11 protein-coding genes and 2 pseudogenes are annotated in these 15910 nt (G+C 42.0%); 4 read left to right on the plus strand and 9 right to left on the minus strand.

What is annotated here, in order from left to right; all coding sequences use genetic code 11:
- Positions 1–130 precede the first annotated feature (130 nt).
- From AB6N04_RS14515 to AB6N04_RS14530, 4 genes are all read right to left on the minus strand, one after another.
- Positions 131–1207, minus strand: a complete 1077-nt coding sequence (locus tag AB6N04_RS14515) for a T6SS immunity protein Tli4 family protein (RefSeq protein ID WP_369309000.1) — start codon at positions 1205–1207, stop codon at positions 131–133.
- Positions 1207–1677: a hypothetical protein gene (locus AB6N04_RS14520; protein ID WP_369309001.1), complete on the minus strand. Its 471-nt coding sequence runs from the start codon at positions 1675–1677 to the stop codon at positions 1207–1209. Before AB6N04_RS14520 ends, AB6N04_RS14515 begins: the two co-directional genes overlap by 1 nt.
- Positions 1678–1794: 117 nt before the next feature.
- Positions 1795–2871: a T6SS immunity protein Tli4 family protein gene (locus AB6N04_RS14525; RefSeq protein WP_369309002.1), complete on the minus strand. Its 1077-nt coding sequence runs from the start codon at positions 2869–2871 to the stop codon at positions 1795–1797.
- Positions 2871–4616 (minus strand): lipase family alpha/beta hydrolase, encoded by a 1746-nt coding sequence (locus AB6N04_RS14530; protein WP_369309003.1) that lies wholly within the window; start codon positions 4614–4616, stop codon positions 2871–2873. Before AB6N04_RS14530 ends, AB6N04_RS14525 begins: the two co-directional genes overlap by 1 nt.
- Before the next feature lie 460 nt (positions 4617–5076).
- On the opposite strand from AB6N04_RS14530, the pseudogene AB6N04_RS14535 reads away from it, so the two are divergent.
- Positions 5077–5318 (plus strand): annotated as a pseudogene (locus tag AB6N04_RS14535) (ISNCY family transposase); the annotation flags it as partial.
- 389 nt (positions 5319–5707) lie between these two features.
- Here AB6N04_RS14535 and AB6N04_RS14540 read toward each other — a convergent pair.
- From AB6N04_RS14540 to AB6N04_RS14550, 3 genes are read right to left on the minus strand one after another with little or no spacing between them, the layout of a single operon-like run.
- On the minus strand, positions 5708–6862 hold the full coding sequence (locus AB6N04_RS14540; RefSeq protein ID WP_369309004.1) for an ABC transporter permease: 1155 nt from the start codon (positions 6860–6862) through the stop codon (positions 5708–5710).
- Entirely contained in the window at positions 6862–8007 is a 1146-nt protein-coding gene (locus AB6N04_RS14545; protein WP_369309005.1) for an ABC transporter permease, read from the minus strand. Before AB6N04_RS14545 ends, AB6N04_RS14540 begins: the two co-directional genes overlap by 1 nt.
- Positions 8008–8017: 10 nt before the next feature.
- Positions 8018–8989 carry an HlyD family secretion protein gene (locus AB6N04_RS14550; protein WP_369309006.1) on the minus strand — a complete coding sequence of 324 codons (972 nt, stop codon included), beginning with the start codon at positions 8987–8989 and terminating at the stop codon, positions 8018–8020.
- An 823-nt stretch (positions 8990–9812) separates the two neighbouring features.
- Here AB6N04_RS14550 and AB6N04_RS14555 point away from each other — a divergent pair.
- The 3 genes and pseudogenes from AB6N04_RS14555 to AB6N04_RS14565 all read left to right on the plus strand — a co-directional run bounded on the left by AB6N04_RS14555 (position 9813) and on the right by AB6N04_RS14565 (position 12652).
- Positions 9813–11498 (plus strand): LytS/YhcK type 5TM receptor domain-containing protein, encoded by a 1686-nt coding sequence (locus AB6N04_RS14555; RefSeq protein WP_369309007.1) that lies wholly within the window; start codon positions 9813–9815, stop codon positions 11496–11498.
- 18 nt (positions 11499–11516) lie between these two features.
- On the plus strand, positions 11517–12233 hold the full coding sequence (btsR, locus tag AB6N04_RS14560) for a two-component system response regulator BtsR (RefSeq protein ID WP_369309008.1): 717 nt from the start codon (positions 11517–11519) through the stop codon (positions 12231–12233).
- Positions 12234–12392: 159 nt separating this feature from the next.
- Positions 12393–12652: pseudogene (locus AB6N04_RS14565) on the plus strand (hypothetical protein).
- A 190-nt stretch (positions 12653–12842) separates the two neighbouring features.
- On the opposite strand, the gene AB6N04_RS14570 reads toward AB6N04_RS14565, so the two are convergent.
- Positions 12843–14750, minus strand: coding sequence for a DEAD/DEAH family ATP-dependent RNA helicase (locus AB6N04_RS14570; RefSeq protein ID WP_369309009.1), 1908 nt, complete (start codon positions 14748–14750; stop codon positions 12843–12845).
- Positions 14751–14920: 170 nt separating this feature from the next.
- Positions 14921–15838, minus strand: a complete 918-nt coding sequence (gene nlpI, locus AB6N04_RS14575) for a lipoprotein NlpI (RefSeq protein ID WP_369309010.1) — start codon at positions 15836–15838, stop codon at positions 14921–14923.
- Positions 15839–15910 lie beyond the last annotated feature (72 nt).

Here is a 15910-nt window from a genome sequence, read left to right on the forward strand (position 1 = left end):
TTTCCTTAAGGTAAACAAGATAACGTAATTTAGCTTAAATTTCCGCTTAATATGTCTGATTTATTAGATTCCCATAAGCCCCTTTATGTTAAATCAGCGCAATAATGGATATATTATTGCGCTATAAGCGTTAGTATGCGTTAGGGCGGATTTTAAAGGATTGCAAAACCCTATCCCAAATATCAACCATCTGTTCATCCGTATAATGAACAACCTTACTTGATGAATGCATCAGTATGCTAACGGAAGGGTGTAGATAACCAATATTCTTTTCATTCGCATAATATTGGAAATAATAAAACTTATCGGATTGATTGTCATAACGAGGATCTCGACCTAACGTGAGCCACTCCTCTCCTGACACATTATTAAATTGCGTTTTTCCTTTTCGTAACGTTTTACCGTCATATTGAGAAAGAACAGATTTAATTTCATCAGCCCTATCAAGCATACTTTCCTTTTCACTTTCTATCGTATTATCCATGTCGACCGCCCAATAGAATTGCGGATTTTCAAACACCATGGAAATTTCTTCTTGATGCGGTTTCCCGTCATCCTGAATAAAACCATAAGGAATACAGATCCCTTTATCGGTTGGAATTTCATTTTTCGAGCGACCGTGCAAACGAGAAATCAACGATTGCATTGTTGCTAATTTTGGTGTTCTATCTGTAAATAATCTATTATTTTTCTTGTATCTTTCTTGTCTATTTTTATATTTATCTTTAGTAATATCTGTATATTTTGAAGTGATGATAAAAGCCACACTATCAATATATATATGAGCTTCTAATTCTCTAGCGGCATCTGGATAAGCATAACTTTCATTTCTGTCAAAGATAACACCATTATTTATTCTAATTATCTCTTTCAAAAACGGCCCATCTGACTCATCACTCACGCGTTGTTTTTTTAATTCATCTTCGCGCAACTCAATGCGCTGCTTAAACGAAGGGGGATAAATAAACTGACTTTCAATCGTCATTTCATCAATTTTGACAATGGAAGAAAGTTCTTGTGTTAAGGCTTTCGGATAATTGAAGGTATAACGACCTAAACAATAGGTCGGCGCGTCATCAAACAGGTTATTAATCACAGCAGCATCCTTTTCATTAAGTGGACGTGAATACGTTTTATTGGGCACTGAGCAAGCTACTAAAGCGCCCATCAAGACAAAACCGAAAAAGCCAATCAATCCTTTTTTCATCAGGGTTTCACCTCATCTGCTTGCAAGATACGACACAGGGAACGCAAGGTAAATTTAATGGCGGGTGACACATCTTTCGTTTTTTTGTACGTCTCAAACTCCGCATCGCCTTTCAGTGGTGCGAACTGATAGGCATTCTGATGGTCAACATTCATTTTTAAAATTTCTTTAAACCGACCTTTTGCTTGTAAATTAATAGAGTATTGAGGCACTGTGCCATCACCGCCACCGCCCTCATAATCCCTTGAGTGAGTATCCCTCCACTTATCGCTGGATTTGAGTAACGTATATTCGCGCTTATCGCCATACATCTCAGTAGATCGGCTGTCATCCGACACCCATAACCACGAGGTTTTATCACGTAATTTCCACGTCACTGTTTCATCTGAGCGGCGAGAGTCTGTCGGATCATTTTCATCAAAATACGCTCCGTAAAATTGGTAAGTATTCGCATGATATTCACCGTCCATTTTTTTGATAAAAGCAGATCAATATAACGCAAACGAAAAAGAATCACAGTCACATTACGCTTAAGCACCCTTATATTAAATAAGCGCAATAATGGATATATTATTGCGCTATAAGCGTTAGTATGCGTTAGGGCGGATTTTAAAGGATTGCAAAACCCTATCCCAAATATCAACCATCTGTTCATCCGTATAATGAACAACCTTACTTGATGAATGCATTAGTATGCTAACGGAAGGGTGTAGATAACCGATATTCTTTTCATTTGCGTAATATTGGAAATAATAAAACTTATCGGATTGATTGTCATAACGAGGATCTCGACCTAACGTGAGCCATTCCTCTCCTGACACATTATTAAATTGCGTTTTTCCTTTTCGTAACGTTTTACCGTCATATTGAGAAAGAACAGATTTAATTTCATCAGCCCTATCAAGCATACTTTCCTTTTCACTTTCTATCGTGTTATCCATGTCGACCGCCCAATAAAATTGCGGATTTTCAAACACCATGGAAATTTCTTCTTGATGCGGTTTCCCGTCATCCTGAATAAAACCATAAGGAATGCAGACCCCTTTTTCGGTTGGAATTTCATTCTTTGGGCGACCATGTAAACGCGAAATTAGTGATTGCATCACTGCTAGTTTTTCAGGCTTATCATTGATAAGCCAATTATGTTTTTTATAATCTAATTGCTCTTTTTCATACTTAGAGCTAGATATATCATCTATCTCGGTCTTAATAATAAAAGCAACATGGTCGATATAAACATGTGCTTCCAACTCTCTTGATGAATCAGGTTTAACATTATTGATATTATGATCAAAAATAACCCCATTATCTAATCGAATAGTCTCTTTCAAAAATGGTGCATTAGAATCACGCCTTACAGTAGCTTTTTTTAGTTCATCTTCGCGCAACTCAATGCGTTGTTTAAACGAAGGGGGGTAAATAAACTGACTTTCAATCGTCATTTCATCAATTTTGACAATGGAAGAAAGTTCTTGTGTTAAGGCTTTCGGATAATTAAAGGTATATCGCCCTAAACAGTACATCGGGGCATCATCAAAGAGAGTATTAATCACAGCAGAATCCTTTACATTAAGTGAACGTGAATACGTTTTATTGGGCACTGAGCACGCAGCCAAAGCACCAACCAAGACAAAATAAATAAAACCAATCAATCCCTTTTTCATCAAGGTTTCACCTCATCCGTTTGCAAGATACGACACAGGGAACGCAAGGTAAATTTAATGGCGGGGGAGACATCTCCTGTTTTTTCGTATGTATCAAATTCCGTATCCCCTTTCAATGGCGCAAACTGATAAGCATTCTGATGGTCGACATTCATTTCTAAAATTTCTTTAAACAGGTCTTTTCTATCTAAATTGATGGAATATCTAGGCACGGTGCCATCACCGGGTCCCCCCTCATAATCCATTGAGGGTGTACTTTTCCACTTATCACTGGATTTGAGTAACGTATATTCACGCTTATCACCATAAATATCAGTAGAACGGCTGTCATCAGACACCCATAACCACGAGGTTTTATCGCGTAATTTCCATGTCACCGTTTCATCTGAGCGGCGCGAGTCTTTCGGATCATTTTCATCAAAATACGCCCCATAAAATTGATAGGTATTCGCATGATACTTATTGTCCATATCTTGAATAAACGGCTTAACAGTGTCCCTTATTATTTTTTTATATTTTTTCAAGTTAGAATCAATTAATTCCGATTTTCCGTCCAAAACATCAGCCTCATACATTCGCCACCACACATCATCTTGAAGATAAATGTCTTCAAATGGATCCCCCGTTTGAGGCAGTAACAAATCCGTCACGCCATCCGAACTGCCTTTTTCAATACGTAACCACGGTTTCCCATGATTATATTTCGGAGAAGGTAAGAGTTGCAGAGGTGCTGGAGATTGCGCTAATACCGACATGAGACGCGTTGCACTCATACCCAGCACTAACCCCATCGGCATCGAATGCTCCCCAATCTTCATCATTTTGTAGGCTGTCGGAGAGCCTAAATCTGGCATCACGCCATGGACAATTCCGAGGATTTTGTCTTTGTAGGGGGTATCTAATAATTCTGATGCGTAACGTGATACCAATCCGCCCATGGAGTGAGTTACCAGAATGACTTTTTCATGCCCTTTTTCAAACGCCATCCCATGTCCAACACCACAGTTTTCATTGGTGTTATACATTCTTAAAACGTCGTCGATGTATTTTGCAAGGTCTTGAGCCGACTGAGCATTGTCTTGTAGCCAGTTATAACCAAAGACATGAAGCGGAAGTAATAGATTTCGGTAATTCGTTGTTTCATTAATAGAAAGAGGTTTTTCATCTTTGGGAGTGAGTTCTTTTTCTAAGATAAAACGAAAGATAGATTTTTGGCTGAAATGTTCCTTCGCTAAACCCGCTGAGGCAGTACCGTCTTTTTTCGCTTGGTTATAATAGTCCTCCCAGACTAATAATTCTTTTTGTAACATATCGAGAGGCTCAGCATACGAAAACGCCAAGGCACTTCCCCACCCTCGTTTTTGTCTTGAATTAGCAAAGTACGTGGACTCATTGTCATTTTTATCGACGTCTTGAGTTGTGTCTGTTTCTGTTTCTGCTGGGTCGAGTAATTTTTTTCGTTTATTACCTGAAGTGAAAAGCCAACCAAGTGCATCCCAAGCCATACCTCCCGTACTCTTTCGGATACGCCAGATTGATTTTTTATCTTTTTTGCTTCGTAAGTTAGATCCCATAATGCCAGGTAAAAAAATAACAGGGACAACTTTAGTTGATGGAAGATAACAGAGGGCTTTAGCATTTTCAGATTTGTGTTTTAGTTGTAGGTCTTTCCAGACAACACATTTGTTATCGTCAAAATCAGCAAAGCAATGTTGGATGGTTTCGTTTTGTTCATTCTGATTCATGATGCACACTTTAAATTTAGGTTATATTTAAATTATAACCTAAATTAAGAAAAACAACAGTGAGATTCTGGCGAAACGGTTATATCCTCACAAGCCCCATGGTGTTAAATAATGGTGAGTTTGCCATTCAAAGCAACCTGTTTCCTCCCCTTCTTTCACCGATTTCAGGCCAATTTCTTCGTCAATCTGAATGATGTAAAAGACGAATCAATACGACATAGAAACGGCTCTAAATTTTCAGCATAGATATTCAGTTAGTCGTATCTTAAAATCGCTTCGATGAACGTTAACGTAGATGTATGGCCGGTTTTTACCTACTAATTAGCTCGTTTAACATAAAAGTGACTAGTTGCCCTCAGAATGTAGCTCCAATTTAGTAATGTCACTTTTTAGCCATTTAGAAATGTCACTTTTTGCGGCATAAAGGAGTAAACCTTTTGCCGCGATAAGGACATTCAAAATGTTGGTGACTATGTCAGATAAAGAATTAAATCGGATTAATGTTATTCAGGCAGTTTGTGAGAAACGATTACGGCGGCGTGATGCTGCATTTCAGCTCATTTGACCGATCGTCAGGTACAAAGGCTTATTAACCGATATCGGAAGTTAGCTATTTCAGTACTGGCTCATGCACAGCGTGGGAAACAAGGTAATCACAGCTTTTCTGATGGTTTTAAGCTTCGCGTTATGTCTTTACTTCACTAAAATTACAGTGATAAGCACGGTATTTTTCGCGTTAATCTCCCAAACTGTACCCCCCAATTTGGTTCGGTGCTCCATGATATTGACGTCGAACTGATTTGCGCAGATAGCCCACAATTTAAAGGGACAAACCACAAACATTGGGGGTCTCCTCAGTTTCGGGCTAAAATTTTACAACAATTCCGTATATGCTTTCGCTGCTGTGAAAAAGATAAAACCACCATTATAGGTTGCAGTACATTACCGCCATATGACTCCCCAAATGATGCCTATCGATTATTTACTCAATACTAACTGATGACTTGAAAAGCCGAAGCCAAGAAGCAAAAAATGGTGGCAAAAACCTGTGTTCCTGACTTAGCAACAGATTTTCTACTCAAAAGTCACGATTAATGCCGATGCCTGCGCCAGCGGTTAAATATATGCGTTAGATGGCGTAATTCCCCATCACGCAGCATGCCAATAAGCACACCAATAACGGTATAGATCACGCCTAACGTCAGCATCATCACGATATCCATCAGAACATCGCTAAATGGTAAGCCCATTTGGTTAAGACTCGCCATGGCATTTGTTGCCCACGTGGAGGGCAGTGCAGAGGCAATCATTCGCACCCAATCTGGCATAGCTTGCAACGGCCAAATCGTGCCTGACATATAAAACACAGGGGTAGTAATAAATGCCAGTGTTAAGTAAATCATCTCCACACTGCGCAAACATTCTGTCACCAACTTACCTAGGCCAAGAACCGCTAATAGGAATGGAAAAGTAAACAACCAAATCACATACAGTGGTGCTTCTTGTCGATAGCCTAATACCCACGGCCAAAGTGCGAAAAATACGGTAGATAAAAATAACCAAATCGGAAGCAAGGCTGATAGAGCCCCTAAATAAACCGCTAACGGTGGTTTTCCTTTAGGCGTAGAACGAACGGCAATACTGACTCGCACACAAGCAATCAACAAGGAGTGCTGTAATAACATCACTAATAAGCCAGGAAAAACAATTGCCGCAAAACTGATCCCGGGGTTATACAAGGGTTCCGTTTCACTGCGAACAGGGGTAATGATCACCTTAGCTTGCTCTGGACTATAACCCGCTTTAGTTAATAACTGAGTGTTATAAGCATTGAGCAATGTCTGGTATGCCTTAGAGAGTTCCTGCTGAATTTGCCCACTCGCCAAGCGGTTTGTCGCGTCCCCATATACAGGTACGGTAATATTTTTACCACTTAATAAATGCTGCTGGAAATCCGTTGGGACGATGATGATCGCAAATAGCTTTCGTGCAATCATATCTTGCCGAGCTTGGGCAAGATTATCGTAACTGTGTAACTGTACTTTAGGAGTCGCATCTAAATCACGGATCAGCTCGCGGCTCGCGGTACTATGATCCATGTCAATCACAGCGACGGGCAAGTCCCATAATACCGGCCTCGCATATACCAAGCTCATCACACATAGTGACACCAAAAGGAGCAGCCACATGGGCTTTTCCAACATCCCAAGCAACACCTTGCGGAAGGTCGCAAAATACACAGTCATTATGCAGCGCCTCCTTGGGTTTCTAATCGTTTCACTAAGCGCTTACGCACTAAGAAAGCGGTAACAACAGGGTAAATGAGTAAAAATAAGCAGACCTCGACTATCCGCCCAAATGAAATTTCCCGTAAGAAAATATCGAACATCGCATTAAGCGTATGGGTTAGCGGTTCAATATTGGAAATAATCCGCGCAGGTAAAATCATCGCTAATTCAGGCACCGCCATCCCCGAGAAAGCTAATGCAATACTCACTAGCATCCCAATTAAGCTATAAGCCATGATGGCACTGGAGGTAAAACTAAATAGCAACAACCCAATACTTTGTGCCGCTATCACATAAAAGAACCCCACCACAATCATATACACCGGGTTCCCGATCACTTTAGCATCAAAAATTGTGACCAGTGCAGCGAGTTCAACCGCTAATAATGTACTGAAAAATAAGGTATAAGGTGCCATTTTGCCTAACAACGCTGTCGCAAAAGGTTTAACACTCTGCAACGTTGTACCACGAGACATCGTGTAGATTGTCGCTGTCACCACAAACAGTTGGAGCATATGAATAGTCGCAGCAAACTGTTGATAATAAATATAGCTGCCACTTGGATTAAATAAGCTGTCATAGGAAAGGGTTACTTGCGCTAAAGGCGGCAAGGCTTTTCCCATCGATGTCGCCATTTCTTGGCGGTATTTCCCATTCAGTTCTGCCACCAGCCCGCTAAAGTCCTGAATAGCATAGCTTCCAGATGCATAAAATAACGCATTATAATACATCCGCAACTCAGGCTGACGACCACGCAGGACATCCTCTTCAAAATTATGAGGAATATACAAAAGCGCATAATCTTTTGAACTTCCTAATCTTTTCAATGAAGTGTTGAGGTTATCATCCACCGTTTTGACATCTGCATGAGGACCCGCATTTAAGTCACGAATAATTTGCCGAGACACTGGACTATGATTGTCATCCACCACCGAAACAGGCAGATCCATCAAGGTTCCCTCTGAAAAGTTAGCGCTAACTAACGTAAACAACATCAGCGGGAACAACCAACTTAACCAGTGAAAAACAGGGCTACGGACAGCCATTTGCGTTTCGCGGCTAAAAGCGTGTTCAAAGCCGTGCCAAGCGAACTTAAGTTTCATGGCAACACCTTTATTTATCCCAGTGCCATAACACACTCATACCGGGCCTTAACCCCTCGATTGGCTCCACTGGATACAAACGAATTTCAAAGGTTTTTAAGTCAAAATCCCCTGTAGCACGAGTCGCACGCTTCGTTGCATAATCACCTTTTGGTGCGATATAACGAATTTCTGCCTCAACCATTTTGTTACCTAAAGCAGGGACATCCAACTGAACTTTATCGCCTTTTTTCACATCCACTAGGATATCTTCACGCAGGTTATAGATAAAATATGCTTGTGGTAGACGGATCAGCGACACTAGAGGGCTACCCGCATTAAATAACTCACCGATTTCTGCTGGGATTGGACCAACCTCACCATCGACAGGCGCTTTGACCTGTAAATCATCAATTTGTACTTGGATTTCAGCGAGTTTTTTCTCTGCTTGTTGTAAAGCCGCTTCATATTGGTGACGCTGCTCAATACGGTCACCTTGCTCGCCTTCATCTAAACGCGCTTTAGCTCCTTGTACTTGTGCGAACGCAACATCTTTAGCTTTACGTGCATTATCCAACTCATTTGCGGAAACATAGCCTTTGCTTTTTAAATTGCTTAAACGCGCATATTCACGGGACGCATTTTGGTACTGTGAATTAGCTTGAGCTAACGACGCTTGTAAGTCACGAATAGTTTCTGCTCTTGTTCCATTTAGTGATTGGTCGAGTTGTGCTTTCGCTTGGTCTCTCGCTGCCTTAGTGGCTTCGTACTGCGCTTGTAACTCAGGGCTTTCAAGCGTCAATAATAATTGCCCCTGTTTGACATCATCTCCTCGCTCTACGTGCCGTTGCACCACACGACCTTTGGCTTTCGAAGTGACAATCACTTCAGGTGCATCCACCTCACCCTGTAGCAATAGATATTGATTATGGGAATGGAACAGTGCCGCTGCTGCGATTAAGATAAGCATCAGCAAAATCAGTGCTATTGTTCTTTTTTTCATTATTTATGCAAACCTTAAATAATAACGGAGGAAACTATTATCCCTAGAGTATGACAAGAAAATTAAGTACAGCGTTAATAAATTCGTGCGCAAGATCACGAAAAGGCAGGCCATCGTTTAATATTGAATCGATTTTTTCCTTATGTCAAATAATGATGGAATTGCTTAATTTAAATGTCGATTACTTAACCAATGACTTACGATATAATCACTCACCAAATAAAGACCAAAATAGATTACAAGAGTAAATAACTCCACCCCAAAATAAGAATCCCACAACGTGATCGCGACGAGCCATGCTCTAAATAGTTCGCATTGTGGTTAGGCAACAAAGAATCGAGACCTTAGGAGCATACCTGAGTATGTGACTAGGGCGAGATGACGCAGTCAACACCCCACAATGGGTAATACGATGAGCCATGTTCTATACCATAATGAAGCATGCTCTAAATAGTTCGCATTGTGGCTAGGCGACAAAGAAACGAGACCTTAGGAGCATACCTGAGTATGTGACTAGGGCGAGATGACGCAGTCAACACCCCCACAATGTGAAATATGACGAGCCATGCTCTAAATAGTTCGCATTGTGGCTAGGCGACAAAGAAACGAGACCCTAGGAGCATACTTGAGTATGTGACTAGGGCGAGATGACGCAGTCAACACCCCCACAATGTGAAATATGACGAGCCATGCTCTAAATAGTTCGCATTGTGGCTAGGCGACAAAGAAACGAGACCCTAGGAGCATACTTGAGTATGTGACTAGGGCGAGATGACGCAGTCAACACCCCCACAATGTGAAATATGACGAGCATGGGATGAGCATGTACGAATTTGACTTAATATTACTCCTACTCCAGCAAATGTGCGTCTACCTAGTAATCGCATGGGCACTCAGTCGCACCCCGCTCGTCATTCCTTTGTTAAAAGTCACCATCCGCTTACCTCATAAGGTGATGTGCTACCTGATTTTCTCGGTTTTTTGCATTATCGGTACTTATTTTGGCTTACATATCAATGATTCCATTGCTAATACCCGTGCTATTGGCGCGGTATTAGGTGGGCTACTTGGCGGTCCTGTAGTAGGGTTTGCTGTCGGTTTTACTGGCGGGATCCACCGTTACTCATTAGGGGGAATGAGCGCATTTGCCTGCATGGTTTCAACCATCGTGGAAGGGCTGATTGGTGGGTTGGTGCATCGTTACTATATGAAACGCGGCGAAATAAATAAAATTTTTAACCCTGTGACCGCGAGTTGTGCGACTTTTGTCGCTGAGCTCCTTCAGATGTTAATTATTCTATTACTCGCCCGTCCTTTCGACGAAGCGGTAGAGCTAGTAAGAAGTATTGTCGCACCGATGTTAGTTGCAAATACCATTGGTGCCGCCATGTTTATTCGTATTTTACTCGACCGCCGGGCAATTGTTGAAAAATACACCACCGCATTTTCGGCACAAGCCCTTAAAATCGCCTTAACCACTGAAGGCATCTTGCGTAAGGGTTTTAATGCGGATAACAGTATGAAAGTGGCCAAAATTATTTACCAAGAGCTTGAAATTGGTGCGGTTGCCATTACAGATCGGGAAAAAATACTTGCCTTTATTGGTATCGGAGCAGATCATCACCGCCCCGGCACACCTATTTCATCAAGCCAATCAAGACAAGCCATTGATAATAATGAAGTTGTTTATGCTGATGGCAATGAAACGCCGTATAAGTGCTCCCTGTGCCCGACCTGCAAACTCGGCTCTGCCCTTGTCATCCCTTTACGGGGTGAGAATGACCGTGTGATCGGTACGATAAAACTCTATGAAGCCAAAAATAGCCTATTTAGCTCGATAAACCGCACGTTAGGTGAAGGTATTGCGAGTTTATTTTCAGCTCAAATCTTAGCGGGGCAATATGAGCGCAATAAACAGTCGCTGTTGCAGTCGGAAGTGAAGTTGCTCCATGCGCAAGTGAATCCCCACTTTTTATTTAACGTGTTAAATACGTTACAGGCCGTGATCCGTAAAGATAGCCAACAAGCCGGGCAATTGGTTCAGTATATTTCAACCTTTTTCCGTAATAACCTCAAACGTCCCGAGCAAAACGCCACTTTGGGGGAAGAAATCGAACATATCAATGCTTATTTACAAATAGAAAAAGCACGCTTCCAAGATAGTTTGCAAATTCATATTGAAATCCCAGAAGAAGTCAAACACGTCGAATTGCCCGCATTTACCTTGCAACCCCTTGTTGAGAATGCAATTAAACATGGCACCTCACAGTTATTAGAGACCGGATATATTACAATACGCAGTTATATCCGCAGTGAGCATGTGTATATCGAAATAGAAGATAACGCTGGGTTATATAAACCCGCAAAACAAAGTGATGGCCTTGGGATGGGCTTGGTCGATAAACGCTTGCGCTTAAAATATGGCGAACAATATGGCATTAGTGTCGAACACGAGCCAGAAAAATATACCCGAATGAAAATTTGTCTGCCATATTTGGCGGCTTCCTAATAATGATAATGTAACCCTATGAATGTATTAATTGTTGATGATGAACCCCTTGCACGGGAAAACGTCCGTTGCTTGCTTGAAGAACACGATGATATTGAAATCATTGGCGAATGCGCTAACGCCATTGAAGCGATTGGCATTATTCATAAAAAAAAGCCTGATGTGGTCTTTCTTGATATCCAAATGCCACGTCTAACCGGCTTAGAAATGGTGCGCATGCTTGATCCCGAAGACCGCCCTTATATTGTATTTCTGACTGCCTTCAATGAATTTGCTATCCAAGCGTTTGAAGAACATGCTTTTGATTACCTGTTAAAGCCCCTTGAATCTGAACGACTCGAAAAAACGTTAAATCGCCTACGCCAAGGCACACAAAAACAGAACCTTGAGCTTCTAAGCAACAATGAGCCGCTGAAATTTATCCCCTGTACAGGTCATAGTCGGATTTATTTAATGAAGCTTGATGAAGTTTTATACGTGACATCCCGTATGAGTGGTGTGTATGTGATGAGTACACAAGGGCAGGAAGGTTTTACAGAACTCACTTTACGAACCTTAGAAACTCGTACACCTTTAGTGCGCTGCCATCGCCAATATTTGGTCAATATGACTCAATTAAACGAAATCTTGTTTGGCGACGGAGGACAAGCCGAACTGGTACTCAGTTCCGGTGAGCATATACCTGTCAGCCGCCGTTACCTCAAACCGCTAAAAGAGGCATTGGGGTTAGTTTAAGTGTTTTTTCAACCTCTCACACATGAACTTAGCGTGTAAATTAATAATAAATTGGTACAGCAAGCCGATTTTTCCATAGTCAGAAACATACGCTCAAAAAACACACAATAGGTTATTCGGTATTTCCCATTGTGTGCTCACCATTTATAGTGACAAAATATGTCTAATACAATGTCGCAAAAAGCAGCACGTGAAGGCCTTGGTAACCCAGAACTGTTTAATGGGGGGACAAAAAATGGGCAATCTGAGTTTTTATCCAAACAAGTGAAGAACGTGAAATAGAGTTAAAAGAAAGGGAAAGAGAGCGCCAAGCAAATGCGCTGCTAAAATTGGTGATGGCAGCAAAAGATAATGTTAAAAATAAAACAACTTCGTCTCCTGAAAAAGCACTAGAAAAATTACGTGCAGTAAGAAAATAATAAACGGAAATTGTGGTGGAACAACCATATGTGGTCACCCTGACAGAAACTGCATTATGGTCACTACAGGATGTAGATAAAACGCATTATCGCTACTATCTACTTAGGTGAGAATGATTAATAAAAACCCGCATTTCCAAGAAATGCGGGTTTCATTTTATTAGGAATTAAATTCCCTAAAACCTAGCTATTACGCGTTATGGCTGCTGCTACGACGACGTGGAGCTGCATTATTACCATCTTGACGTGGCGCTGAGTTACCACGGTCACGGTTACCACCGCCACGGCGTTCACCACCCCCGCGACGCTCGCCGCCGCGATCATTACGACGACCTGCACCGAAACCACCTTCACTACCGCCTTCACGACGTGAACCACCACGACGTTCGCCACCACGGCGTTCGAATGGCTGTGCATCGCCGATCAGTTGCATTTGCGTTGGTTTATTCAAAATGCGAGCACGGCTTAAGTGAGTCAGCACATCAGTTGGCATACCTTTTGGTAATTCGATTGTAGAGTGAGTTCCGTACAATTTGATATTACCGATATAACGGCTGCTGATATCTGCTTCGTTTGCAATTGCACCAACAATGTGACGAACTTCTACACCATCATCACGCCCCACTTCGATACGGTACATTTCCATATCACCAACATCACGGCGTTCACGGCGACCACCACGTTCACCTCGTTCAGCACGGTCAAAACCGTTACCATTACGGTCACGGCGGCGATCATCGCGATCATTAAATTCACGACGTGGACGGCGCGGTGCATCAGGTGGCAGGATCAGCGCACGCTCACCTTGAGCCATTTTTAACAATGCTGCGGCTAAAGTTTCCATGTCGACATCTTCTGATGGAGACATTTTTGCTAACAGTGAACGGTATTGGTCTAAATCGCTGCTTTCTAATTGCTGTTGAATTTTATCCGCGAATTTCGCTTGACGACGTTGACTTAGCAACTCAGCATCTGGCAATTCAACTTCAGGAATAGTCAGCTTCATGGTGCGCTCAACGTTACGCAGCAGACGACGCTCACGGTTTTCAACAAACAGTAATGCACGACCTGCACGACCCGCACGCCCTGTACGACCGATACGGTGAACGTAAGATTCCGCATCCATTGGGATGTCATAGTTAACGACTAAACTAATGCGTTCAACATCCAGACCACGTGCCGCAACATCAGTTGCGATCAAAATATCCAAGCGGCCATCTTTTAAGCGCTCTAACGTTTGCTCACGCAGTGCTTGGTTCATATCGCCATTTAGGGCCGCACTGTTATAACCATTACGCTCTAGCGCTTCAGCCACTTCTAAGGTTGCATTTTTAGTGCGCACGAAAATAATCGCTGCATCAAAATCTTCTGCTTCTAAAAAGCGCACTAATGCTTCGTTTTTACGCATGCCATACACAGTCCAATAGCTTTGAGCAATGTCTGGACGAGTTGTAATGCTAGCCTGAATACGAATTTCTTTCGGATCTTTCATAAAACGACGTGTAATACGACGAATCGGTTCAGGCATGGTTGCAGAGAACAGCGCAGTTTGGTGTTCTGCTGGAATTTGGCTCATGATGTTTTCAACATCTTCAATAAAGCCCATGCGCAGCATTTCATCAGCTTCGTCTAAAACTAAGCCTTTTAATTTAGATAAATCTAACGTGCCACGTTTCAGGTGGTCAAGCAGACGACCTGGCGTACCCACAACAATTTGTGGGCCTTGACGTAATGCACGTAATTGTACGTCATAACGTTGGCCACCATATAAGGCAACAACGTTTACGCGGTTCATATGTTTAGAGAAATCGCTCATTGCTTCCGCAACTTGCACAGCTAACTCACGAGTTGGCGCCAGCACTAAAATTTGTGGCGCTTTTAAATCTGCATCGATATTGTGCAGTAATGGCAAACTAAACGCAGCGGTTTTACCGCTACCTGTTTGCGCCATACCTAATACATCGTTGCCATCCATTAACAATGGAATACATTGTTGCTGGATTGGAGAGGGTTTTTCATATCCCAGGTCGTTCAGTGCTGTCAAAATAGATGCTGATAAACCTAAATCAGCAAAAGAAATATCGGTCTCAGTAGTCATGTAAAGGTGCCTCATACATAGTGGCAGCCAGTTTACATAACCATGGGAAAATCATTTCGGTCATTTTCATTTAAAATGTGAACTGGCTCAAATTGTGTTTATTAAACGAACAAATAGGCCGTCATCCCAAGGGATGATGACTTAAAATTTTTCAATGAAATGTTCGTCAGCTATTGCTGGCCCGATTCTAAAAGGTCGTCTTGTTCTTGGCCTAACAGCGCCAATTCCAACAATGCATAGCGGTGTTCAACAAAGCTGTGAGCGTTGTTAGCTACCGTCAGTTTGAATAACGCAACTGCGCTATCCTTATCCCCCAGACTTAGGTAATGCTTACCTAAATAGAAGTTAGTTTCACTGAGATGCTCAGCGAGCGAAGTGTTATCCGTAGAAGTTTCTTTCAAACGCGCCATCAATGTATCTTCATTGATGTTGCCAAGATAGAACTCTACGATATTCCAGCCCCATTGCCCTTTCTCCGCTTGGTTGTAGCGGGCAGCAAGATTATCTTGTGCCATACGCGGATCTATGTTTTTCTCTACGAGATAAAGCCATAGAGTGCGAAAAGGATCATTTGGATCTATCTGATAATACGCCAGCAGATCATCCTGCGCTAGTTTGTATCGTCCACCGTAATATAATGCGATGCCACGATTCATCCGCGCGAAATTGTAAGTTGGATCAAGCTCTAAAACAGAATCAAACGCTTCATAGGCAGCATCATAATTGCCTGCCTGCGTAAAGTATATCCCTAAAAAATTAAAAACTTCAGGAATATCAGGACGTATGGCTAACGCAGTCGAAAAATCGTTACGCGCTAACGCCCTTAAACCGAGACTATCATACAACACACCGCGCTCATATAAAAGCTGTGCGTACTCATCATCGGTTAAAGATCGGCTCGCAAGGATTTGTTCCATACGCGCCAATATCACTTCTTGTTGTAATGAAGGTTGAAGTGGAACGGCAAACACCTCGTTCTTTCGCCAATCTTTGCTACTACATCCAATAATAACAAAAAAGATAAGCGCCAAGAGCACACGCTGGAGCGTGCGATAATCTCTCACCCGAAGACAGATACTGTTCAACATACTCCGTCCTTACATTACCACGCTTTACAAATTATGGTTTCAGCCAATTGGCCGATAGCGCTCTACTAAAGT

The organism is Providencia rettgeri, assembly GCF_041075285.1.
In the GTDB taxonomy this organism is placed as follows: Bacteria; Pseudomonadota; Gammaproteobacteria; order Enterobacterales; family Enterobacteriaceae; genus Providencia; species Providencia rettgeri_G.